Annotated in this window: 36 protein-coding genes and 1 pseudogene; 35 read left to right on the forward strand and 2 right to left on the reverse strand. The window is 62.2% G+C overall.

What is annotated here, in order from left to right; translation table 11 throughout:
• The 5 genes and pseudogenes from tuf to AB9K35_RS05600 all read left to right on the forward strand — a co-directional run.
• Window positions 1–214: pseudogene (gene tuf / locus AB9K35_RS05580) on the forward strand (elongation factor Tu); the annotation flags it as partial.
• A 324-nt stretch (window positions 215–538) separates the two neighbouring features.
• On the forward strand, window positions 539–853 hold the full coding sequence (rpsJ, locus tag AB9K35_RS05585; RefSeq protein ID WP_024809816.1) for a 30S ribosomal protein S10: 315 nt from the start codon (window positions 539–541) through the stop codon (window positions 851–853).
• 18 nt (window positions 854–871) lie between these two features.
• Entirely contained in the window at window positions 872–1,576 is a 705-nt protein-coding gene (gene rplC, locus AB9K35_RS05590; RefSeq protein ID WP_222456125.1) for a 50S ribosomal protein L3, read from the forward strand.
• Window positions 1,573–2,190, forward strand: coding sequence for a 50S ribosomal protein L4 (gene rplD, locus AB9K35_RS05595; protein WP_222456124.1), 618 nt, complete (start codon window positions 1,573–1,575; stop codon window positions 2,188–2,190). The genes rplC and rplD overlap by 4 nt, the downstream gene beginning before the upstream one ends.
• The gene (locus AB9K35_RS05600) at window positions 2,187–2,483 is read left to right on the forward strand and encodes a 50S ribosomal protein L23 (RefSeq protein ID WP_222456123.1); all 297 of its coding nucleotides are present in this window, start codon (window positions 2,187–2,189) and stop codon (window positions 2,481–2,483) included. Before rplD ends, AB9K35_RS05600 begins: the two co-directional genes overlap by 4 nt.
• A gap of 104 nt (window positions 2,484–2,587) precedes the next feature.
• Here AB9K35_RS05600 and AB9K35_RS05605 read toward each other — a convergent pair whose 3' ends face one another.
• Entirely contained in the window at window positions 2,588–2,785 is a 198-nt protein-coding gene (locus AB9K35_RS05605; RefSeq protein ID WP_222456122.1) for a CsbD family protein, read from the reverse strand.
• 146 nt (window positions 2,786–2,931) lie between these two features.
• Between AB9K35_RS05605 and AB9K35_RS05610 the strand changes: the two genes are divergently transcribed.
• From AB9K35_RS05610 to rplP, 6 genes are all read left to right on the forward strand, one after another.
• Window positions 2,932–3,114, forward strand: a complete 183-nt coding sequence (locus AB9K35_RS05610) for a DUF3008 family protein (protein ID WP_222456121.1) — start codon at window positions 2,932–2,934, stop codon at window positions 3,112–3,114.
• 324 nt (window positions 3,115–3,438) lie between these two features.
• Entirely contained in the window at window positions 3,439–4,281 is an 843-nt protein-coding gene (rplB, locus tag AB9K35_RS05615) for a 50S ribosomal protein L2 (protein ID WP_005621914.1), read from the forward strand.
• Window positions 4,282–4,284: 3 nt separating this feature from the next.
• Entirely contained in the window at window positions 4,285–4,563 is a 279-nt protein-coding gene (gene rpsS / locus AB9K35_RS05620; RefSeq protein ID WP_024088539.1) for a 30S ribosomal protein S19, read from the forward strand.
• A 3-nt stretch (window positions 4,564–4,566) separates the two neighbouring features.
• Entirely contained in the window at window positions 4,567–4,947 is a 381-nt protein-coding gene (rplV, locus tag AB9K35_RS05625) for a 50S ribosomal protein L22 (protein WP_222456120.1), read from the forward strand.
• Window positions 4,947–5,657, forward strand: a complete 711-nt coding sequence (gene rpsC, locus AB9K35_RS05630; protein WP_222456119.1) for a 30S ribosomal protein S3 — start codon at window positions 4,947–4,949, stop codon at window positions 5,655–5,657. Before rplV ends, rpsC begins: the two co-directional genes overlap by 1 nt.
• 12 nt (window positions 5,658–5,669) lie before the next feature.
• Window positions 5,670–6,083 (forward strand): 50S ribosomal protein L16, encoded by a 414-nt coding sequence (gene rplP / locus AB9K35_RS05635; RefSeq protein ID WP_222456118.1) that lies wholly within the window; start codon window positions 5,670–5,672, stop codon window positions 6,081–6,083.
• A 275-nt stretch (window positions 6,084–6,358) separates the two neighbouring features.
• Here the strand turns inward: rplP and AB9K35_RS05640 are convergent, their stop codons facing one another.
• Window positions 6,359–8,533 (reverse strand): methyl-accepting chemotaxis protein, encoded by a 2,175-nt coding sequence (locus AB9K35_RS05640; protein WP_369924844.1) that lies wholly within the window; start codon window positions 8,531–8,533, stop codon window positions 6,359–6,361.
• A gap of 195 nt (window positions 8,534–8,728) precedes the next feature.
• On the opposite strand from AB9K35_RS05640, the gene AB9K35_RS05645 reads away from it, so the two are divergent.
• The 24 genes from AB9K35_RS05645 (at window position 8,729) to AB9K35_RS05760 (ending at window position 25,803) form a co-directional block, all read left to right on the forward strand.
• Entirely contained in the window at window positions 8,729–9,349 is a 621-nt protein-coding gene (locus tag AB9K35_RS05645; protein ID WP_222456116.1) for a 2OG-Fe(II) oxygenase family protein, read from the forward strand.
• Between the two features lie 77 nt (window positions 9,350–9,426).
• Window positions 9,427–10,470 (forward strand): succinylglutamate desuccinylase/aspartoacylase family protein, encoded by a 1,044-nt coding sequence (locus tag AB9K35_RS05650; protein WP_369924845.1) that lies wholly within the window; start codon window positions 9,427–9,429, stop codon window positions 10,468–10,470.
• Window positions 10,471–10,676: 206 nt separating this feature from the next.
• Window positions 10,677–10,877 (forward strand): 50S ribosomal protein L29, encoded by a 201-nt coding sequence (rpmC, locus tag AB9K35_RS05655; protein ID WP_222456114.1) that lies wholly within the window; start codon window positions 10,677–10,679, stop codon window positions 10,875–10,877.
• A gap of 11 nt (window positions 10,878–10,888) precedes the next feature.
• On the forward strand, window positions 10,889–11,119 hold the full coding sequence (rpsQ, locus tag AB9K35_RS05660; RefSeq protein ID WP_008555996.1) for a 30S ribosomal protein S17: 231 nt from the start codon (window positions 10,889–10,891) through the stop codon (window positions 11,117–11,119).
• Between the two features lie 100 nt (window positions 11,120–11,219).
• A complete protein-coding gene (gene rplN / locus AB9K35_RS05665; protein WP_005621870.1) occupies window positions 11,220–11,588 on the forward strand; it encodes a 50S ribosomal protein L14 in 369 nt (122 codons plus the stop codon).
• 2 nt (window positions 11,589–11,590) lie between these two features.
• On the forward strand, window positions 11,591–11,896 hold the full coding sequence (gene rplX / locus AB9K35_RS05670; protein ID WP_027235538.1) for a 50S ribosomal protein L24: 306 nt from the start codon (window positions 11,591–11,593) through the stop codon (window positions 11,894–11,896).
• Window positions 11,896–12,459 (forward strand): 50S ribosomal protein L5, encoded by a 564-nt coding sequence (gene rplE, locus AB9K35_RS05675; RefSeq protein ID WP_222456113.1) that lies wholly within the window; start codon window positions 11,896–11,898, stop codon window positions 12,457–12,459. The genes rplX and rplE overlap by 1 nt, the downstream gene beginning before the upstream one ends.
• A gap of 19 nt (window positions 12,460–12,478) precedes the next feature.
• Window positions 12,479–12,784, forward strand: coding sequence for a 30S ribosomal protein S14 (gene rpsN, locus AB9K35_RS05680; protein WP_058289476.1), 306 nt, complete (start codon window positions 12,479–12,481; stop codon window positions 12,782–12,784).
• 13 nt (window positions 12,785–12,797) lie between these two features.
• A complete protein-coding gene (gene rpsH / locus AB9K35_RS05685; RefSeq protein WP_222456112.1) occupies window positions 12,798–13,190 on the forward strand; it encodes a 30S ribosomal protein S8 in 393 nt (130 codons plus the stop codon).
• Between the two features lie 13 nt (window positions 13,191–13,203).
• Window positions 13,204–13,737 (forward strand): 50S ribosomal protein L6, encoded by a 534-nt coding sequence (gene rplF / locus AB9K35_RS05690; RefSeq protein ID WP_222456111.1) that lies wholly within the window; start codon window positions 13,204–13,206, stop codon window positions 13,735–13,737.
• A gap of 11 nt (window positions 13,738–13,748) precedes the next feature.
• Window positions 13,749–14,108, forward strand: coding sequence for a 50S ribosomal protein L18 (gene rplR / locus AB9K35_RS05695; protein WP_222456110.1), 360 nt, complete (start codon window positions 13,749–13,751; stop codon window positions 14,106–14,108).
• Between the two features lie 134 nt (window positions 14,109–14,242).
• On the forward strand, window positions 14,243–14,806 hold the full coding sequence (gene rpsE, locus AB9K35_RS05700; RefSeq protein ID WP_222456109.1) for a 30S ribosomal protein S5: 564 nt from the start codon (window positions 14,243–14,245) through the stop codon (window positions 14,804–14,806).
• Window positions 14,807–14,818: 12 nt separating this feature from the next.
• The gene (gene rpmD, locus AB9K35_RS05705; RefSeq protein ID WP_019298002.1) at window positions 14,819–15,007 is read left to right on the forward strand and encodes a 50S ribosomal protein L30; all 189 of its coding nucleotides are present in this window, start codon (window positions 14,819–14,821) and stop codon (window positions 15,005–15,007) included.
• A 263-nt stretch (window positions 15,008–15,270) separates the two neighbouring features.
• A complete protein-coding gene (locus tag AB9K35_RS05710) occupies window positions 15,271–15,483 on the forward strand; it encodes a DUF1127 domain-containing protein (RefSeq protein ID WP_222456108.1) in 213 nt (70 codons plus the stop codon).
• Window positions 15,484–15,748: 265 nt separating this feature from the next.
• Window positions 15,749–15,964 carry a DUF1127 domain-containing protein gene (locus tag AB9K35_RS05715; RefSeq protein WP_222456107.1) on the forward strand — a complete coding sequence of 72 codons (216 nt, stop codon included), beginning with the start codon at window positions 15,749–15,751 and terminating at the stop codon, window positions 15,962–15,964.
• Between the two features lie 543 nt (window positions 15,965–16,507).
• The gene (gene rplO, locus AB9K35_RS05720; RefSeq protein ID WP_369924846.1) at window positions 16,508–16,978 is read left to right on the forward strand and encodes a 50S ribosomal protein L15; all 471 of its coding nucleotides are present in this window, start codon (window positions 16,508–16,510) and stop codon (window positions 16,976–16,978) included.
• Window positions 16,979–17,091: 113 nt separating this feature from the next.
• The gene (gene secY / locus AB9K35_RS05725) at window positions 17,092–18,456 is read left to right on the forward strand and encodes a preprotein translocase subunit SecY (RefSeq protein WP_369924847.1); all 1,365 of its coding nucleotides are present in this window, start codon (window positions 17,092–17,094) and stop codon (window positions 18,454–18,456) included.
• A complete protein-coding gene (locus tag AB9K35_RS05730; protein WP_222456104.1) occupies window positions 18,453–19,034 on the forward strand; it encodes an adenylate kinase in 582 nt (193 codons plus the stop codon). Before secY ends, AB9K35_RS05730 begins: the two co-directional genes overlap by 4 nt.
• Window positions 19,035–19,315: 281 nt before the next feature.
• Entirely contained in the window at window positions 19,316–19,684 is a 369-nt protein-coding gene (rpsM, locus tag AB9K35_RS05735) for a 30S ribosomal protein S13 (protein ID WP_222456103.1), read from the forward strand.
• Between the two features lie 15 nt (window positions 19,685–19,699).
• On the forward strand, window positions 19,700–20,089 hold the full coding sequence (gene rpsK / locus AB9K35_RS05740; RefSeq protein ID WP_008560534.1) for a 30S ribosomal protein S11: 390 nt from the start codon (window positions 19,700–19,702) through the stop codon (window positions 20,087–20,089).
• A 114-nt stretch (window positions 20,090–20,203) separates the two neighbouring features.
• Window positions 20,204–21,220 carry a DNA-directed RNA polymerase subunit alpha gene (locus AB9K35_RS05745; protein WP_222456102.1) on the forward strand — a complete coding sequence of 339 codons (1,017 nt, stop codon included), beginning with the start codon at window positions 20,204–20,206 and terminating at the stop codon, window positions 21,218–21,220.
• Between the two features lie 138 nt (window positions 21,221–21,358).
• On the forward strand, window positions 21,359–21,787 hold the full coding sequence (rplQ, locus tag AB9K35_RS05750) for a 50S ribosomal protein L17 (protein WP_222456101.1): 429 nt from the start codon (window positions 21,359–21,361) through the stop codon (window positions 21,785–21,787).
• 170 nt (window positions 21,788–21,957) lie between these two features.
• Window positions 21,958–24,363, forward strand: coding sequence for a CHASE3 domain-containing protein (locus tag AB9K35_RS05755; protein WP_369924848.1), 2,406 nt, complete (start codon window positions 21,958–21,960; stop codon window positions 24,361–24,363).
• 354 nt (window positions 24,364–24,717) lie between these two features.
• Window positions 24,718–25,803 carry a 3-deoxy-7-phosphoheptulonate synthase gene (locus AB9K35_RS05760; RefSeq protein WP_369924849.1) on the forward strand — a complete coding sequence of 362 codons (1,086 nt, stop codon included), beginning with the start codon at window positions 24,718–24,720 and terminating at the stop codon, window positions 25,801–25,803.
• Window positions 25,804–25,974 lie beyond the last annotated feature (171 nt).

Raw genomic sequence — 25,974 nt, forward strand, 5'->3', positions numbered from 1 at the left:
CGCGAACTACCGTCCGCAGTTCTACTTCCGCACCACCGACGTGACCGGCACCGTGACCCTGCCGGAAGGCACCGAGATGGTGATGCCGGGCGACAACCTGAAGTTCGGTGTTGAGCTGATCGCTCCGATCGCGATGGAAGACGGTCTGCGTTTCGCCATCCGTGAAGGCGGCCGCACCGTCGGCGCCGGCGTCGTGTCCAAAATCATCGAGTAATCAGGTCTCCTGATACTGGATGGAAAGGGCCTCCCTCGGGAGGCCCTTTTTCTGTGCGTGGCAGAGGGCAGGGGCAGGTGACACCAGCGGCCCCAACATTTGCGCCTGGCTGCACGGCCCGGATGCCTCCGGCAAGGCGCGTGCGTGCGAATTCCTTTTGTTTCGCGGCGCACCCCCTTGCCAGACCGGGCCATAGCGCGTATAGGGCGCGAGTTCACCGAGTGTGATCAGGGGCGGGATGATTCCCGCCTTTTGGGTTCGATGAGGGATTGCGGTGAGCGCAGGCCCTCCTCTCAACCCCAACGCCTAGAATAAGGCTGTACGATGCAAAGCCAAAACATCCGTATCCGGCTGAAGGCATTTGACTACCGCGTGCTGGATGCCAGCACCCAGGAAATCGTCAACACTGCCAAGCGGACCGGCGCCCAAGTGCGCGGCCCGATCCCGCTGCCGAACAAGATTGAGAAGTTCACCGTTCTGCGTGGCCCTCACATCGACAAGAAATCCCGCGATCAGTTCGAGATCCGTACGCACAAGCGTCTTCTCGACATCGTCGACCCGACCCCGCAGACCGTGGACGCGCTGATGAAGCTCGACCTGGCCGCTGGCGTTGACGTCGAAATCAAGCTGCAATCGTAAGATCGGAGGGTATAGATTATGCGTTCCGGTATTATCGCAAAGAAAGTCGGCATGACCCGACTGTTCATGGAAGACGGCAAGCAGATCCCTGTGACCGTTCTGTCCCTGGACGGCCTGCAGGTTGTTGCTCAGCGCACCGAGGAAAAGGACGGCTACACCGCTGTTCAGCTGGGTGCCGGTACCGCCAAGGCAAAGCGCACCAGCAAAGCCATGCGCGGTCACTTCGCAGCAGCCAAGGTTGAGCCCAAGCGCAAGCTGGCCGAGTTCCGCGTTCCCGCGGAAGGCCTGATCGAAGTCGGTGCCGAAATCTCGGCCGAACATTTCCTGGCTGGCCAGAAAGTGGACGTGACCGGTACCTCGATCGGTAAAGGTTTCGCAGGTGCCATGAAGCGTCACAACTTCGGTGGTCTGCGCGCCTCGCACGGTGTGTCGATCTCGCACCGTTCGCACGGTTCGACCGGTCAGTGTCAGGACCCCGGCCGCGTCTTCAAAGGCAAGAAGATGGCGGGCCACATGGGTGCTGCCCGTGTGACCACCCAGAACCTGGAAGTGGTGAAAACCGATGCCGAGCGCGGCCTGGTCTTCATCAAGGGCGCCGTTCCGGGCCCGAAATCCGGCTGGGTTACCGTCAAGGATGCCGTGAAGAAGAAAGCCCCCGAGGGTCTGCCTTTCCCGGCCGCTCTGAAAACTGCGGAAGCTCCCGCGGAAGGTGGTGAAGCATGAAACTTGACGTGATCAAACTGGACGGCGGCAAAGCGGGCGACATTGAACTGTCCGAAGAGCTGTTCGGCCTGGAGCCGCGTGCGGACATCCTGCACCGTGTGGTTCGCTGGCAGCGCAACAACGCGCAGCAGGGCACCCACAAGGTGAAGACCCGCTCCGAGACCTCCTACTCGACCAAGAAGATCTATCGCCAGAAGGGCACCGGCGGCGCACGCCACGGTGACCGCAACGCGCCGATCTTCCGCAAGGGTGGTATCTACAAGGGTCCGACCCCGCGGTCGCACGGCCACGAGCTGACCAAGAAGTTCCGCAAGCTGGGCCTGCGCCACGCGCTGTCCGCCAAGGCGAAAGCGGGCGAGCTGGTCATCATCGAGGACGCGAGCGCCGAGGGCAAGACCTCCGCTCTGGCCAAGCAGGTGAAGAACCTGGGCTGGAAACGCGCTCTGGTCATCGACGGCGCTGCCGTGAACGAGGGTTTTGCCCGCGCCGCCAAGAACATCGAAGGTCTGGACGTACTGCCGACCATCGGTGCCAACGTCTATGACATCCTGAAGCGTGACACCCTGGTGATCACCAAAGCAGGTGTCGAAGCACTGGAGGCTCGCCTGAAATGAGCGCGAAGGCAGAACACTACGACGTGATCCGCAAGCCGATCATCACCGAGAAATCCACCCTGGCGTCCGAAAACGGCGCCGTGGTGTTCGAAGTGGCGATCGACAGCAACAAGCCGATGATCAAGGAAGCTGTTGAAGCTCTCTTTGGCGTCAAGGTCAAAGCGGTCAACACCACCGTCACCAAGGGTAAGGTCAAACGTTTCCGCGGCCAGCTGGGCCGTCGCAAGGACGTCAAGAAGGCCTATGTGACCCTGGAAGAAGGCAACACCATCGACGTGACCACCGGTCTCTGAGATCTGTCTTCTTGGAAAAATGAAAGGCCCTCGCGAAAGCGAGGGCCTTTTTACTTGCGCCTACGAGGCAGGCACGGGGAGGGAGCAGCCCCGCGTCGACCGGGTCACAGGCGTGCGATCCACTGATCGATTTCGCGTTCGGCTTCTTCTTTTTCGCGGCCGTAGCGCTCCTGGATCTTGCCGGCCAGTTCTTCACGGCGGCCGTTGATCCGGTCCCAATCGTCGTCGGTGATGTCACCCCAGGTTTGCTGGGCTGCGCCCTTCAGCTGCTTCCATTGGCCCTTCACTTGATTCCAGTCCATGGCTTCGTCCTTTCCTGTGGTTGGTGAGCCTGTCTCGACAACGTCTGGAGCGCGGATAGGTTCCGCCTTCCAGGGCCGCGCAGCGCACCGGAACCGGGCAGGGGGCCATGGCGTTTCACGTTCAGCAACCCACACAGGAGGACGCCATGAAAGCCAAGTCGAAGGCGCAGCAGAAGGCCGCAGGGGCCGCCTTGTCGGCCAAGCGCGGTGACACCAAGGTGTCCGAGCTCACCGGGGCGTCGAAGGACATGTACGAATCGATGAGCGAGGACGAGCTGGAGGAGCTGGCGTCGACCGACCATGATGGCCTGCCGCGCAAGAAGTCGTGAGCGCGGCGCCGTGGTGGCCGGTCGGTTCCGCCGCATATAACGCGTAATTCAGGGTGACTGGCCTGACAAAGCCAATGATCCGCTCCCCCGGTTTGCGGATCGGCGGGTGGTTCGGCAAACACCCCATTGCCAGCCCGCGCGGCATCTGTTAAGCCGCACCAATCCTGAAGACCCCGGATTCGTTCCGGGGTCGTTACGTTTGTCGGGATGTTCGAACTGGGGACCTTCGGGGCCCTATAACTCAGGCACCTACGGGGGCCTTAAACATAGCTGGGCCAAAGACAACAACCGAAGGCCCGGCACGCTAAACGGAAGACAGAAAGCATGGCACTTAAGTCGTATAAGCCGACGACGCCGGGCCAGCGTGGGCTGGTTCTGATCGACCGTTCGGAGCTTTGGAAAGGGCGTCCGGTCAAGTCTCTCACTGAGGGTCTGACCAAATCGGGCGGCCGGAACAACACCGGACGGATTACTTCCCGCCGCCGTGGCGGCGGCGCAAAGCGTCTCTACCGGATCGTTGACTTCAAACGGAATAAATTTGATGTCGCCGCAACCGTCGAGCGCATCGAATATGACCCCAACCGTACTGCCTTCATCGCCCTGGTGAAGTACGACGACGGCGAGCAGGCCTACATCCTGGCTCCGCAGCGTCTGGCAGTTGGTGACAAGGTCATCGCCTCCGCAAAGGCAGACATCAAACCGGGCAACGCAATGCCGTTCTCGGGCATGCCGATCGGTACCATCGTTCACAACATCGAAATGAAGCCCGGCAAAGGCGGCCAGATCGCCCGTGCAGCCGGTACCTACGCTCAGTTCGTTGGTCGTGATGGTGGCTACGCTCAGATCCGCCTGTCCTCGGGCGAACTGCGCCTGGTCCGTCAGGAATGCATGGCCACCGTTGGTGCCGTGTCGAACCCCGACAACTCCAACCAGAACTACGGTAAAGCCGGCCGTATGCGCCACAAGGGCAAGCGTCCTTCCGTGCGTGGTGTCGTGATGAACCCGATCGATCACCCCCACGGCGGTGGTGAAGGCCGGACCTCCGGTGGTCGTCACCCGGTGACACCCTGGGGTAAGCCGACCAAGGGTAAGCGTACCCGCAACACAAACAAGGCGTCGCAGAAGCTCATCATCCGCTCGCGCCACGCCAAGAAGAAAGGCCGCTAATCCATGGCACGTTCCGTATGGAAGGGCCCCTTCGTTGATGCTTACGTCCTGAAAAAGGCCGAAGCAGCGCGTGAATCGGGCCGCAATGAAGTGATCAAGATCTGGTCGCGTCGCTCCACCATCCTGCCGCAGTTCGTTGGTCTGACCTTTGGTGTCTACAACGGCAAGAAGCACATCCCCGTCAACGTCTCGGAAGACATGATCGGTCAGAAGTTCGGTGAATATTCGCCGACCCGTACCTATTATGGCCATGCCGCCGACAAAAAAGCGAAGCGGAAGTAAGTCATGGGTAAGGAAAAGAATCCCCGCCGCGTGGCAGACAACGAAGCAATGGCAAAACTGCGCATGCTCCGTACCTCGCCGCAGAAACTGAACCTGGTGGCTCAGATGATCCGTGGCAAGAAGGTTGAAAAGGCTCTGACCGATCTCACCTTCTCCAACAAGCGGGTCGCACAGGACGTGAAGAAATGCCTTCAGTCCGCCATCGCGAATGCTGAGAACAACCACAACCTGGACGTCGATGAGCTGATCGTCGCCGAGGCTTGGGTTGGCAAGAACCTGACCATGAAGCGCGGTCGCCCGCGTGCCCGTGGCCGGTTCGGCAAAATCCTGAAGCCGTTCGCGGAGATCACCATCAAGGTGCGTCAAGTTGAGGAGCAAGCCTAATGGGTCAGAAAGTCAATCCGATCGGCATGCGCCTTCAGGTCAACCGCACCTGGGACAGCCGCTGGTACGCCGACACCAAGGACTATGGTGATCTGCTGCTCGAGGATCTGAAGATCCGTGAGTTCATCAAGACCGAGTGCAAGCAAGCCGGCGTTGCGCGCGTCATCATCGAGCGTCCGCACAAGAAGTGCCGTGTGACCATTCACACCGCACGTCCGGGCGTCATCATCGGCAAGAAAGGTGCAGACATCGAAGTTCTGCGCAAGAAGCTGGCGAAGATGACCGACTCCGAGCTGCACCTCAACATCGTTGAAGTGCGCAAGCCGGAACTCGACGCGCAGCTGGTCGGTGAGTCCATCGCTCAGCAGCTGGAGCGCCGTGTCTCCTTCCGTCGCGCGATGAAGCGTGCCGTGCAGAACGCCATGCGCATGGGCGCCCTGGGTATCCGGGTGAACGTCGCTGGTCGTCTGGGCGGTGCCGAAATCGCACGTACCGAATGGTACCGCGAAGGTCGCGTGCCTCTGCACACCCTGCGTGCCGACATCGATTACGCACATTCCGAAGCGATGACCCCCTACGGGATCATCGGGATCAAGGTCTGGATCTTCAAAGGTGAGATCATGGAGCACGATCCGTCGGCGCGTGACCGTAAAGCACAAGAAATCCAGGACGGCCCTGCACCCCGTGGTGCTGGTGGCGGCCGTCGCTAAGGAGGATTTGAGATGCTTCAGCCAAAGCGCACTAAATTCCGCAAGATGCACAAGGGCCGGATTCACGGCCTGGCAAAAGGCGGTTCCGACCTGAACTTCGGCACCTATGGCCTGAAGGCAACCACCCCTGAGCGTGTGACTGCACGCCAGATCGAGGCTGCCCGTCGTGCCATGACCCGCCACATGAAACGTCAGGGTCGTGTCTGGATCCGTATCTTCCCGGACACTCCGGTGACCTCCAAGCCCGTCGAAGTTCGTATGGGTAAGGGTAAAGGTTCCGTGGATTATTGGGCATGCAAGGTCAAACCTGGCCGCGTGATGTTCGAAATCGACGGCGTCAGCGATGAAGTCGCTCGCGAGGCTCTGCGCCTTGCCGCGATGAAGCTGCCGGTCAAGACCCGCGTCGTGGTCCGCGAAGACTGGTAATACACGACCCCACCGGCAGGTTGCTGACAGCAGCGCCCGGGCCGGTGGACCGTGAACGAGACTAAAAAGCCCCCGCCGAGATTTCGGCGGGGGCTTTTTGCATGGTTTCCGTGTCTTTGATTGTGGGGAGCGTGGTCTCCGACGCCAGACACCGCAACGTGCGGCATCGCATCGCTTTGTTTGCGGGGGGATACATGGTGGGGGAGCGGATGGTGGCCGCGGAACCCGGCGGGTGACGTCCGCGGGCCGACCGATTGGCGGCCCGCGGGTCAGGCTCAGGCAGCGCGGTCGATGAAGTCGTCCGCTGCGGCGGTGACATCGTTGCCAGCGGTCCGGGGCACGCTGTCGTGATCCAGCCGGAAGCCCGAGATGGCTTGCGCCAGCCGCGCCGCCTCGTCACGCAGCATCTGGCCGGAGGCCGCGGTTTCTTCCAGCATGGCGGCACTGTGCTGCGAATCCCGGTCCAGCACCTCGAGCGCCACGTTCACTTCGGAGATCCCGTTCGCCTGCTCGTGGGTGTTCTCGGCGATCTCGTTCACCTTATCCGCAGCCTGGCTGACCATTTGGTGGATCGTGGCAAGGGCGGCCCCGGTTTCATCAGCCAGTTTCACGCCGCTGGTCACCTCGATCTGGCTGCTGCTGATCAGGGCGCTGATTTCCTGCGCCGCCGCAGAGGAGCGTTGCGCCAGTGCCCGCACCTCCGAGGCCACCACCGCGAAGCCGCGACCGGCTTCGCCCGCGCGGGCGGCCTCGACCCCGGCATTCAGGGCCAGAAGGTTGGTTTGGAAAGCGACGTCGTCGATCATGCCGGTGATCTTGGAAATCGCATCGGAGGATTCCTTGATGCGCTGCATGGCGGCGATGGTCTGCTCCCCCACTTTGCGGGTGGTTTCGGCTGTGGACTGGGCGTCGTTCACGAAGCTGCGGGCGCCCTGCGCGCTCTCGGCGGTGTCACGCACCGTATCACTGACGGTCTGCAGGGCAGCCGATGTTTCCTCCAGCGAGGCGGCCGAGGCTTCACCGCGGCGCGAGGCATCCGCCACCGCTCCGGCGATTTCGTTGGAGGTGTTGTTCAGCATCTCGCTGCTGCCCGCCAGCTGCCGCACGATGGTTTCCAGGTTTCCGGTCAGGTTGTCGATGGCGTCAGCGATGTCCTTGAACACGCCTTTCTGCCCCGAGGGCATCCGCTGGGTCAGGTCGCCATCCGCAATCGCGGCGAGCACTTTCAGCACGTCTCCCAAGCCTTTCTGGGCGACTTCGCCGATCGTGTTGACACCCCGGCTGAGGCCGCTGTCTTCGCCGTCGCCGCACTGGATGCGGCGGGAGAAGTCGCCGACGCCACAGGCGTTGATGACTTCTGAAATCTCGGCGTTCAATTGCTGCTTGGCAACCTCGGCCTGACGGAAGTCTCCGACCGCGCCGCCGATGGCGGCAATTTCGCGGATACGGGTGGTCGGAAGCTTGGCGGTAAAGTCGTTCCGGATCATCTGCTTCAGAACCTGGTCGATCTGCTTCAGCGGCCGCGCGATGCCGCGGGCCAGCAACAGTGCGACGGCGATGAACAGCAGGGAGCCGGCGATGCCCGCACGCAGGGCGTTTGTCTGCGCGGCGGAGCTGACGGCCTCGCCTTCGCGGCGCACGGAGTCCAGCTCACTGCGCACCTCGGCTTGCAGCGCGGCCAGCAGCGGCTCCGCGGTGGCGAAGTGCTGCGAGACCTCCTTGCGCAGCTCACTTTCGGCAAGCTTCTCGCTCACGTAGTCGGCAAAGCTTTTCTGGTAGGCGGTCATCAGCGCCAGAACCTCTTTTTGCTGGGCGCTGCTGCTGTAATAGCTGGCCGGGAAGGCGGCGAATTCCTCGACCCGGGCATTCAGCCGGTCCAGGTACTTGGGCGCCTGGCGCATGATGAAGTCCTTCTCATGCCGCCGCATCATCAGCATCTTCACTTCCATTTCCGGGCGGCCGAGGTCCTTCAGAGTGGCTTCGGCGCTTTTGACCGCGCTCCGCAGCTGGCCTTCCAGACCGCTGTTCTCATCAAGGCCAAGGCGCAGGTTGCTGGCGGTCAGCGCATGAAAGCTGGCTTCATAGGCGGCGATCACCTCTCCAAGGGTCGCCAGTTCGCGGCGTTTCTCCGCGAGTTCCGGAATGTTCGGAACCTTTTGCTCCAACGCGCCGTAGGCGTCCTTGATCCGCGCCATGGTGGCGGCGTGTCGTTCGACATGCGTGTCGTCCCGACGCAGCAGGAAATCCTTTTCGGCGCGGCGCGCCATCAGCATTTCCAGCTCGACCGTGTCGAGGTTGCGATAGGCGGATTCGATGACCGCCACCCGGTTCTGCATGTCGTCACGCACCCCGTGCGAGTACAGAAGAAGGCTGACCAGAACGGCCATCAGCCCCCCGGCAAGAACGATGATCGACAGGATTGCCGAACCAACAGTGACTTTGAGTTTCATGTGACTGGGACCATTTTCACGAGAGAGATTGTTGTCGTTTCTTGTTTTTCGTCAGCCTAGCCGCCAATGGTTAAATCCCTGTTGGAATCCGATAGAGATTTTATTTTGTCTTGATGATATCCGCCGGTTGCGCCGGTTGTTCAGCGGCGCTGCCAGCCTCTCGCGTTTGTTTGGCGTATGGAGTAGGAGGGGCGCATGGCTCAGATTGAATCGCTCTTCGTGACCCGACTTTACCGCGCGCCGCTGTCCGAACACGGACCGGCAATCGACGCGCAGGAACTGGAAAACTCATGCTTGGTCATCGCCGGTGATGATGACGCAGGCCAGGATTGGTGCGAGGAAAACGGGTATCCCGGGTATACCTCCTATGCATCCCTGACCGATCTGCCGTGGCGCTTCCCGATCTTTGCGGATCTGGTGAAATCGCTGGATCTGCATGTGGCGGCCTTTGCCGAGGATCTCGAGCTGGATCTTGATGGTCGCAAGCTGGTGCTGGAAGATCTGTGGATCAACATCCTGCCCGAGGGTGGCACCCACGCCAGCCACATTCACCCGCATTCGGTGATTTCCGGCACCACCTACGTGTCGATGCCCGAAGGGGCCAGTGCGCTCAAGCTGGAGGACCCGCGCCACGCGATGATGATGGCGCATCCGCCGCGCGTGAAAACCTGCCGCCAGGAGCTGAAGACCTTCGTCTACCAGTCGCCAAAGGTGGGCGACGTGCTGCTGTGGGAAAGCTTCATCCGCCACGAGGTGCCGATGAACATGGCCGAGGAAGAGCGGATTTCCGTCAGTTTCAACTACCGCTGGGAGTAGGGCATCGCATCGGCGCGATTGCCAAAGCCTCGAATCCTGCTAAGGCTTCTGCAGTTCGTCCTTGAGAGGCTCTTGCCATGTCGCGCCGTCCTGACTTCGAGATCGGTGGCTTCTGCATTCCTGCGGGCACCCGCCGCACGGTGGATCTGCCGGTCAGCGTACTGTCGGACCACACGCCGGTCACCATGTCCGCCCATGTGATCCACGGCGCGGAGGCGGGGCCGACCATGTTTGTCTCCGCCGCCATTCACGGCGACGAGGTGATTGGGGTCGAGATCGCGCGCCGACTGCTGCGCAGCCGCAAGTTCTCGCGGCTGAAGGGCACGCTGATCGTGGTGCCGATCGTCAACACCTTCGGCTTTCTGAACCATTCGCGCTACTTGCCGGACCGGCGCGATCTGAACCGCTGCTTTCCGGGCAGCGAAGGCGGCTCGCTGGCCAGCCGCCTCGCGCATTTGTTCATGACCGAGGTGGTGGCGCGCTGCGACCTGGGCATCGATCTGCACTCGGCGGCCATCCACCGCACCAACATGCCGCAGATCCGGGTGTCACCAAAGGCCAAGGATACTCTGGCCTATGCCGATGCCTTCGGAGCGCCGGTGGTGATCCGATCCGGCCTGCGCGAAGGATCGCTGCGCCAGGCCGCGCAGAACGTCGGCGTCGATATCCTGTTGTACGAGGCGGGCGAGGGGTTGCGCTTCGACGAATACTCGGCCCGGGTCGGGGTCGCCGGCATCCTGCGCGTGATGCACGCGCTTGGGATGATCCCGGAGGATGGCGTGCCGCTGGCCGAAACCGTCCCGGTCCGCGCGGGCAGCAGCAGCTGGGAGCGCGCCCCCGCGGGCGGCTTGTTGCGGGCCTTCAAGACGACCGGCGACATGGTCGAGCAGGGCGAGATCCTTGGCGTGGTTTCCGACCCCTTCGGCGAAACCGAGGCGGAGCTAGCGGCCGGCGCTGCCGGGCTGATCATCGGTCGCGCCAACATGCCGATCGTCAACGAAGGCGATGCGCTGTTTCACATCGCCCGGGTGGTGAATGCCGCCGAGGCGGAGCAGCGGATCGAGGATCTGAGCGCCCAACTCGACGGTGCGGCGATGTTCGATGAAGATGAAATCATCTGAACCGCGGCGCGGCAGGGACGGTGGCCAACCTTTCCCTTGCCCCTGCGCCCGGTCTCCTCTATAGGAACCCATCGCTTGGCCCCAATCCATGCCGGATCCGGGGTAAGTGATTCTTTTTTGCCGCGCTTTTGGCGCGGTTGACATAACCCACCAGGTTCAAGGTTACCCTCGGGGCCTTCTGGTGCTTTGGACAAGGAACAAAGGCGATGAACGCCAATGATCTGCGCGAGAAAACCGTGGATGAACTCCGCGATATCCTCGCATCCCTGAAAAAAGAGAGCTTCAACCTGCGCTTTCAGCAGGCAACCGGTCAGCTGGAATCGACTGCAGGCATCAAGGCGGCGCGCCGCAATGCCGCCCGCGTCAAGACCATCCTGAACGAAAAAGCTGCAGCAGCAGCCGAATAAGGAGCGACACAATGCCCAAACGTATCCTGCAAGGCGTTGTGACCAGCGACGCAAACGCCCAGACCGTAACTGTCTCGGTTGAACGCCGCTTCACGCACCCGGTTCTGAAGAAAACCATCCGTAAGTCCAAGAAATACCGGGCTCACGATGAAAAGAACGCTTTCAAGGTCGGCGACACCGTACGCATCATCGAATGCGCGCCGAAATCGAAAACGAAACGCTGGGAAGTTCTGGAAGCCTAAGAGTCTCGTCTCGAGACTCCTGGCGACTAGACTTTACAGTCAGTCGAAACCCTGGGGGATACCAGCACGCATCGCTGCCCCATAGGTCGGGAGAAACCACATGATCCAGATGCAAACAAATCTGGATGTTGCTGACAACTCCGGCGCTCGCCGAGTTCAGTGCATCAAGGTTCTGGGTGGCTCCAAGCGTAAATACGCATCCGTTGGCGACATCATCGTCGTCTCGGTAAAGGAAGCCATCCCGCGCGGCCGCGTGAAAAAAGGCGACGTCCGTAAGGCCGTTGTCGTGCGCACCGCCAAAGAAGTCCGTCGCGAAGACGGCACCGCGATCCGTTTTGACCGGAACGCAGCCGTTATCCTGAACAACAACAACGAGCCGGTCGGTACCCGTATCTTTGGCCCGGTTGTTCGTGAACTGCGCGCGAAGAACTTCATGAAGATCATCTCGCTGGCTCCGGAGGTGCTGTAATCATGGCTGCTAAACTCCGCAAAGGCGACAAGGTCGTCGTGCTGGCCGGCAAGGACAAGGGCAAGGAAGGCACCATCGCCTCCGTCGACCCCAAGGCCGGTAAAGCCGTTGTCGAAGGCGTGAACATGGCGATCCGCCACACCCGCCAGACCCAAAACAGCCAGGGCGGCCGTCTGCCCAAGGCACTGCCGATCGACCTGTCGAACCTGGCACTGCTGGACAGCAACGGCAAGGCAACCCGCGTCGGCTTCCGTGAGGAAGACGGCAAGAAGGTGCGCTTCGCCAAGACCACCGGGGAGACTGTCTGATGCTTGACGCTGCAACCTACACCCCGCGCCTGAAGGCCCTCTACAAGGAAACCATCCGTGGTGCCCTGAAAGAGGAATTCGCCTACAAGAACGATATGATGATCCCCAAGTTGGAGAAGATCGTTCTGAACATCGGCTGTGGCCGCGCTGCTGTCAAAGACAGCAAGAAAGCCAAATCCGCACAGGCAGACCTGACCGCGATCGCGGGCCAGAAGGCTCTGACCACCGTTGCCAAGAACTCCATCGCCGGCTTCCGCGTTCGCGAAGGCATGCCGATGGGCGCCAAGGTGACCCTGCGCGGCGACCGGATGTATGAATTCCTGGATCGTCTGATCACCATCGCAATGCCCCGTATCCGCGACTTCCGCGGTGTTTCGGGTACCTCCTTTGACGGCCGCGGCAACTACGCCATGGGTCTGAAAGAGCACATCGTGTTCCCGGAAATCGATTTCGACAAGATCGACGAAGCCTGGGGCATGGACATTGTGATTGCCACCACCGCGAAAACCGACGCGGAAGCAAAGGCGCTGTTGAAAGCTTTCAACATGCCCTTCAACAGCTAAGCGCGGGAGAGAAGAGACCATGGCTAAGAAAAGCATGATCGAACGCGAGAAGAAGCGCGAGCGCCTGGTGGCCAAATATGCCGCAAAGCGTGCCGAGCTGAAAGAAATCGCAAACGACGAAAGCCGTCCGATGGAAGAGCGCTTCAAAGCGCGCCTGAAGTTGGCCAAGCTGCCGCGCAACTCGTCGGCAACCCGTCTGCACAACCGCTGCCAGCTGACCGGCCGTCCTCACGCTTACTACCGTAAGCTGAAGATCAGCCGGATCGCGCTGCGGGAACTGGGCTCCAATGGCCAGATCCCCGGCATGGTGAAATCGAGCTGGTAAGGGAGAGACTGATATGAACGATCCTATCGGCGATATGCTCACCCGTATCCGTAACTCTCAGATGCGCGGCAAATCCACCGTCATGACCCCGGCTTCCAAGCTTCGGGCGTGGGTGCTGGACGTGCTGGCGGACGAGGGCTACATCCGCGGTTATGAGAAAGTGACTGGTGAAAATGGCCATCCCGCCATCGAAATCAGCCTGAAATACTTCGACGGCGAACCTGTCATTCGCGAGCTCAAGCGGGTCTCCAAGCCCGGCCGCCGCGTTTACATGGGCGTCAATGACATTCCGCAGGTCCGCCAGGGCCTGGGCGTGTCGATTGTCTCCACCCCCAAGGGTGTGATGTCGGACGCAAACGCACGCGCAGCCAACGTCGGCGGCGAAGTGCTTTGCACCGTCTTCTAAGGAGGCCTTAACGATGTCCCGTATTGGTAAGAAACCGGTCGAACTGCCCAGCGGTGTCACCGCCAGCGTGTCCGGCCAGACCATCGAAGTCAAAGGCCCGAAAGGCGCCCGTACCTTCACTGCCACCGACGACGTGACCCTCACCGTTGAGGACAACATCGTCAAGGTCGAGCCGCGCGGCAAGTCCAAGCGTGCTCGCCAGCAGTGGGGCATGTCCCGCACCCAGGTTGCAAACCTGGTGGCCGGCGTGACCCAAGGCTTCAAGAAAGAGCTGGAGATCCAGGGTGTGGGTTACCGCGCTCAGATGCAGGGCAATGTCCTGAAGCTGAACCTGGGCTACAGCCACGATGTCGACTTCGTTGCGCCTGATGGCATCACCATCACCGCGCCGAAGCAGACTGAAATCGTTGTGGAAGGTATCGACCAGCAGCAGGTGGGCGAAGTGGCGGCGAAAATCCGCGACTGGCGCCGTCCCGAGCCCTACAAAGGCAAAGGCATCCGCTACAAGGGCGAATTCATCTTCCGCAAGGAAGGCAAGAAGAAGTAAGGACCAGCAAAATGGCAAACAGCAAACGTACCCTGTTTCTGAAGCGCCGGCTGCGCGTCCGGAACAAGCTTCGCAAAGTGAACGCAGGCCGCCTGCGTCTCTCCGTGCACCGTTCGAACAAGAACATTTCTGTTCAGCTGATCGACGACCTGCGCGGTGTGACCCTGGCTTCGGCGTCCACCCTGGAAAAGGATCTGGGTGTTGTCGGCAAGAACAACATCGAGGCCTCCGCCAAGGTTGGTGCCGCGATCGCCGAGCGTGCCAAGGCCGCAGGCGTGACCGAAGCCTATTTCGATCGTGGCGGCTTCCTGTATCACGGCAAGGTGAAGGCTCTGGCCGACGCTGCGCGTGAAGGCGGTCTGAAGATCTAAGTCCCAAGCGGGCAGCCCTCCGGGGCTGCCCCGATGATCCGGGAGAGGGCGCAGGCTGCGCCCATCTCACCAAGGATTGGAGAAAACCGGCGCCCCGTGCTTTGTGCAGTGCGCCATTCTGAAAGGAATGCCTGATGGCAGAACGTGAAAACCGCCGCGGCAACCGCCGCGACCGTGAAGAGACACCGGAATTTGCAGATCGCCTGGTTGCGATCAACCGCGTGTCCAAAACCGTAAAAGGCGGTAAGCGCTTTGGCTTTGCTGCACTGGTTGTTGTTGGCGACCAGAAAGGCCGTGTCGGCTTTGGCAAGGGCAAGGCAAAAGAAGTGCCTGAGGCGATCCGCAAGGCGACCGAACAGGCCAAGCGCCAGATGGTCCGCGTGCCGCTGAAAGAGGGTCGTACCCTGCACCACGACATCAGCGGTCGCCACGGCGCCGGCAAGGTGGTCATGCGTACCGCTCCGGAAGGTACCGGGATCATCGCAGGTGGTCCGATGCGTGCCGTCTTCGAAATGCTGGGCGTCAAGGACGTTGTGTCCAAGTCGATCGGCTCGCAGAACCCCTACAACATGATCCGCGCCACTCTGAACGGCCTGACCAAAGAACAGAGCCCGCGCTCTGTGGCTCAGCGTCGTGGCAAGAAGGTTGCCGACATCCTGCCCAAGCGGGACGAAGCACCTGCGGAAGCAGAAGCGTAAGGAGACGGATCCATGGCAAAAACCATCGTCGTCAAGCAGATCGGCTCGCCGATCCGCCGCCCCGCCAAACAGCGCGCAACCCTGGTTGGCCTGGGCCTGAACAAGATGCACAAGACCCGCGAGCTGGAGGACACCCCCTCCGTACGCGGTATGGTCAACTCGATCCCGCATCTGGTTCAGATCATCGAAGAGCGCGGCTAAGACGCCCCTCTTTCGCGACTGATCTAGGAAAACGCCCCCGGTTCTGCCGGGGGCGTTTTTCGTTGCGCCGCCCTGAGCGGCGGACGAGGGGAGGGGAAGCGGGGACTTAACTGTCTGGCAAGGGCCCTTGCATCCGCCGCATAGCGGACAGACCGAACCGGCAATTGTTATCGCCAACGGTATTTCCTATCTCGGTGTCACAAGAAAAGACCAACACAAGCACCGCCGGGAATAGGCCCGGCTCAGACACAAGGATCTTAATGATGGCACATGTTCTTTCTTCCACCCCCGCCCTGTCCTTGACCGCCCGTATTCGTCACGCCTTTGAGGCCGTGAAGACCGGCTGGGAAAAGGCGCGCGAGTACCAGCGCACCTACAACGAGCTGGACGGCCTGAGCGACCGCGAACTGTCCGACATCGGCGTGCGCCGTGGCGACATCGCAGACATCGCCCGCCAGCACGTCTACGGCCACTGAATTCCCCTTCCCGGACCTTTCTTCTCCTCCCTCAGGTCCGGACCAAGACGCCTCTGCCCGACGCCGGGCAGGGGCGTTTTCTTTTGGCTGGTGACAGCGCCCGGATTTCAATGGCCCTAGCCATGCATTCCGGGCATGGCGGCCAGACCAAAGCGGCGGTTGAAGGCAGCCGGTCGCGTCCCTATTTCCGCTGCACGACAAGCGAACAGATCATCAGCTGCGACCGGAAACCGTTTCCGGCTCCGATGCAAAGGAAACAAGAACAATGGCTTATTCAACTGTTTCGGCACCTGCTTCCTCGGGCATTCTGGCTCGTGTGGGCGGTTTTGCCGCTGCCGCCCTGCGCGCATGGAAACTGCGCCGCGAATACCGCCTCACCGTCGACGCGCTGCGGTCCATGTCGGACCGTGAGCTGGATGACATCGGTCTGACCCGCTGCGCCATCCCCGGCGCTGCGCGGGAACATGTCTACGGCAAGTAATCCCTTTCGCCGCCCCTGGATCCTCCTCCCTCTCCGGGAACCGGCGCAAAAGCGCCCCTGCCAATCGGCAGGGGCGTTTTTGTTTTCTGCAGTGTCCGTCCAGGGGCTGTTGCGTGGGTCGCGTACGCCGCTCCCACGCGGTGTTAACCCAGGTCTGGCAGTCTCAAACCCGATCATGGTCACCCGCCGGGCCTGACACACCCGGCACCTGGAATTGGGCTCCGGCATGGCACCCGGAGCGCGGCTGACGCGTTATTCGCATGGGGTTACGCCCCTTCCCATCTCCACCCGGCGGCGCCGCCACCCTTTAACGGTCGACAATCAGCGACACAGAAGCGGAAGCACAGCAAAAAGGGATCTATCGCCAGCGCAGGGCGCTTTGGCGCAGCACGGGCGCATCAGCTGGCGGCCGCGGGGCTTGATCCCGTGGCGCAACAGGTCTATACGCCCCCGGTGGCATCATGCGCCACGGAATCACCAATCAAGAAACGCCGTGTTTGGCCCATCACGCTTCGGGGGTCACATCCGGCAAGGAGAAGCGACATGAAACTGCACGAACTGCGCGACAATCCCGGCGCATCCAAGAAACGCACCCGCGTTGGCCGTGGCCCCGGCTCCGGCAAAGGTAAAATGGGTGGCCGTGGTATCAAAGGTCAGAAATCCCGTTCGGGCGTTTCGATCAACGGCTACGAAGGCGGCCAGATGCCCCTCTACCAGCGTCTGCCCAAGCGCGGCTTCAACAAGCCGAACCGCAAGGAATACGCTGTCGTCAACCTGGGCCTGATCCAGAAGTTCATCGACGCAGGCAAGCTGGACGCCGGCTCGATCACCGAGGATTCGCTGGTTGCATCCGGCCTGGTGCGTCGCAAGCTGGACGGCGTCCGCGTGCTGGCCAAGGGTGAAATCACTGCCAAGGCAACCATCGCGGTCACCGGCGCCTCCAAGGCCGCCGTTGAGGCCGTGGCCAAGGCGGGCGGCACCCTCACCGCGGCAAACGCAGCCGCCGCCGAGTAAGCGCTTGTGAGCGGCGCCAATGCCGCTTACATAGGCCTACGAGTTTTCCCATTACGCCGCCCGAGCCGGAAAACGGTTCCGGGCGGCGTTTTCGCTAAAGAAGAGACCTTTTCATGGTATCAGCAGCAGAACAAATGGCGGCAAACACCAGCTGGGCTGCCCTGGGCAAGGCCACGGATCTGCGCAACCGCATCCTGTTCACCATCGGCCTTTTGATTGTCTATCGCCTGGGCACCTTCATTCCGGTTCCGGGAATCGACGCGGCGGCGCTGCGTCAGTTCATGGAGCAGGCGGGTCAGGGCATCGGCGGCATGGTGTCGATGTTCACCGGTGGCGCGCTTGGCCGGATGGGCATTTTTGCCCTTGGCATCATGCCCTATATTTCCGCCTCCATTATCGTTCAGCTTCTGACTTCGATGGTGCCTTCGCTTGAACAGCTCAAGAAAGAGGGCGAGCAGGGCCGCAAGAAGATCAACCAGTATACCCGCTACGGCACCGTACTGCTGGCGACCGCGCAGTCCTACGGTCTCGCGGTGTCGCTGGAATCCGGTGATCTGGCGACCGATCCGGGCATGTATTTCCGCATGGCCTGCATGATCACCCTGGTCGGCGGCACCATGTTCCTGATGTGGCTGGGCGAGCAGATCACCCAGCGCGGCATCGGCAACGGTATCTCGCTGATCATCTTCGTCGGCATCATCGCCGAGGTTCCGGCCGCGATTGCCCAGTTCTTTGCCTCCGGCCGCTCCGGCGCGATCAGCCCCGCGGTGATCATCGGCGTGATCCTGATGGTGATCGCGATCATCATGTTCGTGGTCTTCATGGAACGCGCCCTGCGCAAGATCCACATCCAGTACCCGCGTCGCCAGGTCGGCATGAAGGTCTATGACGGCGGTTCCTCGCATCTGCCGGTCAAGGTGAACCCGGCGGGCGTGATTCCGGCGATCTTTGCCTCCTCGCTGCTGTTGCTGCCGACCACGATCTCGACCTTTTCCTCCGGCACGACCTCCGGTCCGGTGATGTCCTGGCTGTTGGCCAACTTTGGCCCCGGTCAGCCGCTGTACCTGTTGTTCTTCGTGGCGATGATCGTCTTCTTTGCTTATTTCTATACTTTCAACGTCGCCTTCAAACCGGATGACGTTGCAAACAACCTCAAGAACCAGAACGGTTTTGTTCCCGGCATCCGTCCGGGCAAGAAGACCGCGGAATACATCGAATACGTTGTGAACCGCATTCTGGTCCTGGGGTCGGCCTATCTGGCGCTGGTCTGCCTGTTGCCGGAAGTGCTCCGCGGCCAATTCGCCATCCCGGTCTATTTTGGCGGTACCTCGGTCCTGATTGTGGTATCGGTCACCATGGACACCATTCAGCAGGCCCAAAGCCATCTTCTGGCCCATCAGTACGAAGGGCTGATCGAGAAGAGCCAGCTGCGCGGCCGCAATAAGAAACGTACGAAACGGGGACCGTCTCGCCGATGACCAATATTATTCTGCTGGGCCCGCCGGGCGCAGGCAAAGGAACGCAGGCCAGCCACCTGGTCGAAACCCGCAACATGACCCAGCTTTCCACCGGCGACATGCTGCGCGCAGCACAGTCTTCGGGCACCGAGATGGGCAAGAAGGTTGCCGCCATCATGGCCGAGGGCAAGCTGGTCACCGACCAGATCGTGATCGGCCTGATCCGCGAGCGCCTGCAGGAAGGCTCCGACGGCGGTTTCATCTTCGACGGTTTCCCGCGCACCCTGCCGCAGGCGGACGCGTTGGAGAAGCTGCTGGCAGAGATGGACCTCAAGCTGGACGCGGTGATCGAAATGCAGGTGGATGACGAGGTGCTGGTGCAGCGCATCGTCAACCGCGCCGCCGAAGCCCGCGCCGCCGGCAAGGAGGCGCGCGCCGACGACACCGAAGAGGCCGTGCGTATCCGGCTGATGGAATACTACAAAAAGACCTCGCCGCTGATCGGCTACTACTGGGCCAAGGGCAACCTGCAGCGCCTGGACGGCATGGCCTCGATCGACGAGGTGCAGAAATCCATCGCCTGGATCCTGGGCGAGTAAGCGCGGCCAGCGCCGGACATCGAACACCCTGTGCCATCGCGGTGCGGGGTGTTTTGCTTTTCAGCTTCGCCGCGTCGGCGGCTGAGGGCAGATCGCGGGTTGACCTTGCTGCAATTTCCAAATACCCAGCCCCATCCCTTCTGGGAATGATTCCCGGCGGGCAGATTCGTTTGCCTGCCATACTACCTCGAAATGCTGGACCCTCTGGCGCCCTGCTACGGTCAAGTGTTGTGAAAAAAGGTTCCGGCATTACGGAACCGCAACCAAAAGGAAAGTGACACGTGGCACGTATTGCCGGCGTTAACATCCCGACTGCAAAGCGGGTTCCCATCGCCCTCACCTACATCACCGGTATCGGTACAACCTCGGCCAAAGCGATCTGCGAAGCCGTGGGCATCGACGAAACCCGTCGTGTGAACGAACTGTCCGACGCTGAAGTTCTGGCCGTGCGCGAGCACATCGACGCCAACTACACCGTCGAAGGCGACCTGCGCCGTGAAGTGACCATGAACATCAAGCGCCTGATGGACCTGGGCTGCTACCGTGGCCTGCGCCACCGTCGCAACCTGCCGGTCCGCGGTCAGCGTACCCACACCAACGCCCGTACCCGCAAGGGCCCGGCCAAGCCGATCGCCGGCAAGAAGAAGTAAGGGGGGCATTGATCAATGGCACGTGATAAGACTCGCATTAAGCGTAAAGAGCGCAAGAACATCGCTTCCGGCGTTGCTCATGTGAACTCGTCGTTCAACAACACCAAAATCCTGATCTCCGACGTGCAGGGCAACGCGATCTCCTGGTCGTCCGCCGGCACCATGGGCTTCAAAGGCTCGCGGAAATCCACGCCTTACGCGGCCCAGATGGCTGCCGAGGACGCGGGCAAGAAAGCCCAGGATCACGGTGTGAAAACCCTGGAAGTCGAAGTTCAGGGCCCCGGTTCGGGCCGTGAATCGGCTCTGCGCGCGCTGGCCGCCATCGGTTTCAACATCACCTCGATCCGTGATGTGACCCCGATCGCACACAACGGCTGCCGCCCGCCGAAGCGCCGTCGCGTCTAAGAACAATATTTTTGCTGGGGCCCCGCTTGATTCGCAGGGCCCCAGTGCGTCATTTAAACCTCGGGCGTCCTTGGCCTTTTGGACATGGGGCAAGGACAGGAATGGAGGGTACGCATGATCCACAAGAACTGGGCAGAGCTGATCAAACCGGCACAGCTGGAAGTGAAGCCGGGCAACGATCCTGCACGTCAGGCCACCGTTGTAGCAGAGCCGCTGGAGCGCGGTTTCGGCCTGACCCTGGGCAACGCGCTGCGCCGCGTTCTGATGAGCTCGCTGCAAGGCGCCGCCATCACCAGCGTGCAGATCGACAATGTACTGCATGAATTTTCCAGCGTTGCCGGTGTCCGTGAAGACGTCACCGACATCATCCTGAACCTCAAGGGCGTGTCCCTGCGCATGGAAGTCGAAGGCCCCAAGCGCCTGTCGATCAATGCCAAGGGGCCGGCTGTCGTCACCGCCGGTGACATCGCCGAAACCGCCGGCATCGAGGTTCTGAACCGCGACCACGTGATTTGCCACCTGGACGACGGTGCCGACCTGTTCATGGAACTGACCGTGAACACCGGCAAGGGCTATGTCTCTGCCGACAAGAACAAGCCGGAAGACGCTCCGATCGGCCTGATCCCGATCGACGCGATCTACTCGCCGGTCAAGAAGGTCTCCTATGACGTGCAGCCCACCCGTGAGGGCCAGGTGCTGGACTATGACAAGCTGACCATGAAGGTGGAAACCGACGGTTCCATCACCCCGGATGATGCCGTGGCTTTCGCCGCCCGCATCCTGCAGGATCAGCTGTCGATCTTCGTCAACTTCGACGAGCCGGAATCGGCTGGCCGCCAGGACGAGGACGACGGTCTCGAGTTCAACCCGCTTCTGCTGAAGAAAGTGGACGAGCTGGAACTGTCCGTGCGTTCGGCAAACTGCCTGAAGAACGACAACATCGTCTACATCGGCGACCTGATCCAGAAGACCGAAGCCGAGATGCTGCGCACCCCGAACTTCGGCCGCAAGTCGCTGAACGAGATCAAAGAGGTTCTGTCGGGCATGGGCCTGCACCTCGGCATGGACGTCGAGGACTGGCCGCCGGACAACATCGAAGATCTGGCCAAGAAGTTCGAAGACAGCTTCTAAACCGTTTTGAGGGGGGCTTCGGCCCTCCTCTTCAATGCCCGGACCGGCCGGGGAAGACATGGGCACCCGCCCCAAGGTGAGTGGCTGACACGCATCAGCTGCCTGACAAAGCAAAACGCAAAGTGAAGGAACTGAAAAATGCGTCACGCACGTGGTTATCGCCGCCTGAATCGTACTCATGAGCACCGCAAGGCCCTGTTCGCCAACATGGCCGGCTCGCTGATCGAGCACGAGCAGATCAAGACCACCCTGCCCAAGGCAAAAGAACTGCGCCCGATCGTTGAAAAACTGATCACCCTGGCAAAACGCGGCGATTTGCACGCCCGTCGTCAGGCCGCAGCCCGCCTGAAAGAGGACAAGGACGTCGCGAAACTGTTCGAGGTTCTGGGCCCGCGTTACAAGGACCGTCAGGGCGGCTACGTTCGCATCCTGAAGGCCGGCTTCCGTTACGGTGACATGGCTCCGATGGCGATCATCGAGTTCGTTGACCGTGACACCTCCGCCAAAGGCGCCGCCGACAAGGCCCGCCTGGCAGCCGAGGAAGCGGCAGCCGACGCCGAAGAATAAGACGCGCCGGACCCCAGGGTCTGACTGTCTGCCCCCGCTCCGCCCGGAGCGGGGGTTTTTCTTTTGCGCGGCAAAAGTATGCATACCCACAAATTACCTATGCGGGAAAGGGATTGGTAAGTTTCTTCTGTTTTGACTGCCGCATCTGTGAATGCACCGGGACGGATGTGATGAAGAAGAATAAGCCTTCCGCGGCCAGGCGGTTCTCTCTGGCAAACCTCAGTACCAAGTCGAAAATCGTCTCAGTCGCGCTGTTCCCGCTGCTGCTGGTTCTTGGTGTCGGGGTAATGGCGGTCAACGATCTCGGCCGGATGGAAAAAGCGGCCGCCGATGTGGCGCATGCCCAGGAAATTCTCGGAGAGGCGCAGGAACTGGCTGTGGCCGCCGCCGGTATGGAGGCGGGCCTGCGCGGCTATCTTCTGGCGGGGCGCGAGGAATACCTGGAACCCTACGAGGCCGGCAAGGCCGAGGTCGCCGAGGCGCTGGCGACCCTGCGCAGCCTCGCGGCGGGCAATGACGCCCTGTTGGCGGATCTCGATGAAGCCGAGGAAATCCTCAACGGCTGGCAGGAAACCGTTGCGACCGCGGCGATTACCCTGCGGCAGGAAATCGGCGACGCGATGACCATGAATGACATGGCGGCCGAGGTAAAGAAGTCGCGTGGCCGGGTGTTCTTCGAGGAGTTCCGCGCCGAGGTTGCCCGCGTGATCGAAGAGGAAGAGGTGAACCTCGCCGATCGCCGCAATACGTTCTCGTCGCTGGTCACGGCGGGCATCGCCGACCCGGAGTACCTGAAAACCGCGCTGGAGGCGGTTGAACAGACCCACGAGGTGATCAGCAGCGCCAAGGATCTGATGGCGGCCGCCGTGGACATGGAAACCGGCATGCGGGGCTATCTGCTGGCCGGCGACCGGGCCTTCCTGACCCCCTTCATGGAGGGCAGCAGCCGGTTGCGCTCGGTGCTGAGCTCGCTGCGCCTCTCCCTGCTGGAGGACAAGACCCAGATGGACCGGCTGAACGCCGCCTCGGAGACCATCGACAACTGGCGCAAGGAAGTCGCGGTGCCGATGATCCAGCTGCGCCAGGAGATCGGCGATGCGGCGACGATGGATGACATGGCGGATTTCGTCGCGCAGGGGCAGGGCAAGGCTTATTTTGACAGCTTCCGCGCCACCATGCAGTCGCTGAAGGCGCAGGCGATGGAAACCAAGGCCGCGCGCCGCGCCGTTAGCGAGGAAATCGCGGCCCAGACCCGGATCATGATTCCGGCGGCCATCGCGGCGGCCATCCTGATCGGTGCGGTGATGGCGCTGGTAACCGGTTCCGGCATCGCCAAGGGCATCCGCCGGATCGTGGTATCGATGCGGGGGCTGGCAGAAGGCAACAACGCGGTCGAGATCCATGGCCAGTCCCGCGGCGACGAAGTCGGTGAGATGGCGCGGGCCCTGGAGAAGTTCCGCGACGAGCTGGTCAAGATGCAGGAGGCCGAGAAGCGCAAGGCCGAGAGCAAGGACGCCGAGCTGGCTGGCGTTGTCCAGCAGCTGAGCGAGCGCCTTTCCCGGCTGTCGCAGGGCGATCTGGCGATCCGCATCGCAGAGCCGTTCCCCGAGGACTACGAGCAGCTGCGCGCGGATTTCAACGGGTCGATCGACAATCTGAACGCCACCGTGCAGCAGGTGATCGAAGCCGCCGCCAGCATCCGCAATGGCGCCGCCGAGATCAGCCAGGCATCGGATGACCTGTCGCATCGCACCGAAAGCCAGGCCGCGACGCTCGAGCAGACCGCCGCCGCGCTGGATGAGCTGACCGCCAGCGTTCAGTCCGCCGCGGAAGGGGCGCGCAACGTCGAGGCCACGGTGCAGGAAGCCCGCAACGAGGCTGCCGACAGCGGCGAGGTGGTACAAAGCGCGGTGACCGCCATGAGCGGCATCGAGGAAAGCTCGAACCGGATCTCGCAGATCATCGGGGTGATCGACGATATCGCCTTCCAGACCAATCTGCTGGCGCTGAATGCCGGGGTCGAAGCTGCCAGGGCCGGGGAAGCCGGCCGGGGTTTCGCGGTGGTGGCCAGCGAGGTGCGCGCCCTGGCGCAACGCTCCTCGGATGCGGCGATGGAGATCAAGACCCTCATCAGCGACAGCTCGCGGCAGGTGGAACAGGGGGTCGATCTGGTTGGCCGCGCAGGCCAGGCGCTGCAATCCATCGCGGGCCGGGTCAGCCATATCTCGCAGCTCGTCTCCGAGATCGCCGAGGGCGCCGCGGAACAGTCCACCGGCCTCGCTGAGATCAACACCGGCATGACCCAGCTGGATCAGGTGACCCAGCAGAACGCCGCCATGGTCGAAGAGGCCACCGCCGCCGGCCACATGCTGAAGGGCGACGCCAACAAGCTGGCGAGCCTGGTGGCCCGCTTCCAGGTCGCCGAGGGTGCGGTGCCGCTTGCCGAGGAGGCTCCGGCGGAGGGGGTGATTTCCGCCCATGGCGAGGCCGACTGGCAGATCGAGGCCAGCCCGGCGCCGGTGGCCGTGGCCGCCGCCAGTGGCAACGCCGCCCGCGATCTGTGGCAGGACTTCTGAGGCCACCGCACGATGTTTCGGACAGGCCCTCCCGCAGCGGGGGGGCCTGTTCCTTTTCATGGGGGCCGCATCGGGGGCGTGGCTGCGCGATCTCCTGCTCGCAAGTGGGGGAGGAACGGTGCGGATTTTCGGGGGTGACAGCTGCGCGAATCTTCGCTAGCGTCCGACCCATGACCCGTAGCTATGCCGCATTCTGGTATTTCTTTTATCCGCGCCACATGGCGGACGGAGGGGTCAGCGCGTTCTGAGGACAGACAGGAAACGCACCAGGATACCACCAACCGCCCGCAGCCCGCTGGCGGTTTTTTCGTATCCGCCGCAGCGCCAAGGGCCTCCCGACAAGGAAGCTGAAACATGACACCCCAGACCGAAAACCTGCGCATCACCGGCATGCAGGAGCTGGTTTCCCCCGAGGACCTGGCGGCGCAGATGCCCGCCACCGCCACCGCGACTCAGACCGTCCTGGCCGGGCGGCGCGCCATTCAGGACGTCCTGCACGGCCGCGACGACCGGGTGGTCGCTGTGGTTGGTCCCTGCTCGATCCATGATCCCAAGGCAGCGATGGAATACGCCGAACGCCTCGCGCCGCTGCGCGCGCGGCTGGGCGCGCAGCTGGAAATCGTCATGCGGGTCTACTTCGAGAAACCCCGCACGATCTCGGGCTGGAAGGGGCTTATCAACGATCCCGGCCTTGATGGCTCGTTCCGCATCAACGAAGGCCTGGGGCTGGCGCGTCGCCTGTGTCTCGACATCAACGCGCTTGGCCTGCCGGTCGGGACCGAGTTCCTCGACACCGCGGTGCCGCAATACATCTCCGACCTGGTGGCCTGGGCCGCGATCGGTGCCCGCACCACCGAAAGCCAGATCCACCGCGAGATGGCCTCGGGGCTGAGCTGCCCGGTGGGTTTCAAGAACGGCACCCGCGGCAATGTGCAGATCGCGGTGGACGCGGTGCGCTCCGCGGCGCACCCGCATCATTTCATGGCGCTTGCCAAGTCCGGCCGCGCCGCGATCGCCGCCACCAGCGGCAACCCCGACGGCCATCTGATCCTGCGTGGCGGCGGCGGTACCAACTATGACGCGGCATCGGTCGATGCGGCCTGCAAGCTGGCCGAGAAGGACGGCATCCGCGGCCATGTGATGATCGACGCCAGCCACGCCAACAGCGGCAAGGATCCGGCAAAGCAGCCCGCGGTGCTGGCCGATGTCGCCGGGCAGATCGCCGGTGGCGAGCAGCGCATCACCGGGGTGATGGTGGAAAGCCACCTGGTCGCCGGGCGGCAGGATCTGGGGCAGGGCGCGCTGACCTACGGCCAGTCGATCACCGATGGCTGCCTCGGCTGGGACGACACCGTGACCGCGCTGGAGCATCTCGCCGCCGCCGTGGATGCCCGCCGCGCCGCCGCAGCCCGCCCCGCGCCAGCGCTGGCAGACGCCTGAACCACCTGAACAGGGAGGCGGCCACCGATGGCCGCCTCTTTCCGGCTCCTGCACCTGCGGGTGGGGGAAATCGGTTGTCGGCCCGGGAGGCGCAGCACGCGCCTCCTGCACGACCGGCCTGTCGACACAGCCGCCTTGCAATCCGGGCGCATGCTCCGCATATCCTTCGGG

The sequence above is a fragment of the Leisingera sp. XS_AS12 genome (assembly GCF_041224635.1).
Classification (GTDB): domain Bacteria; phylum Pseudomonadota; class Alphaproteobacteria; order Rhodobacterales; family Rhodobacteraceae; genus Leisingera.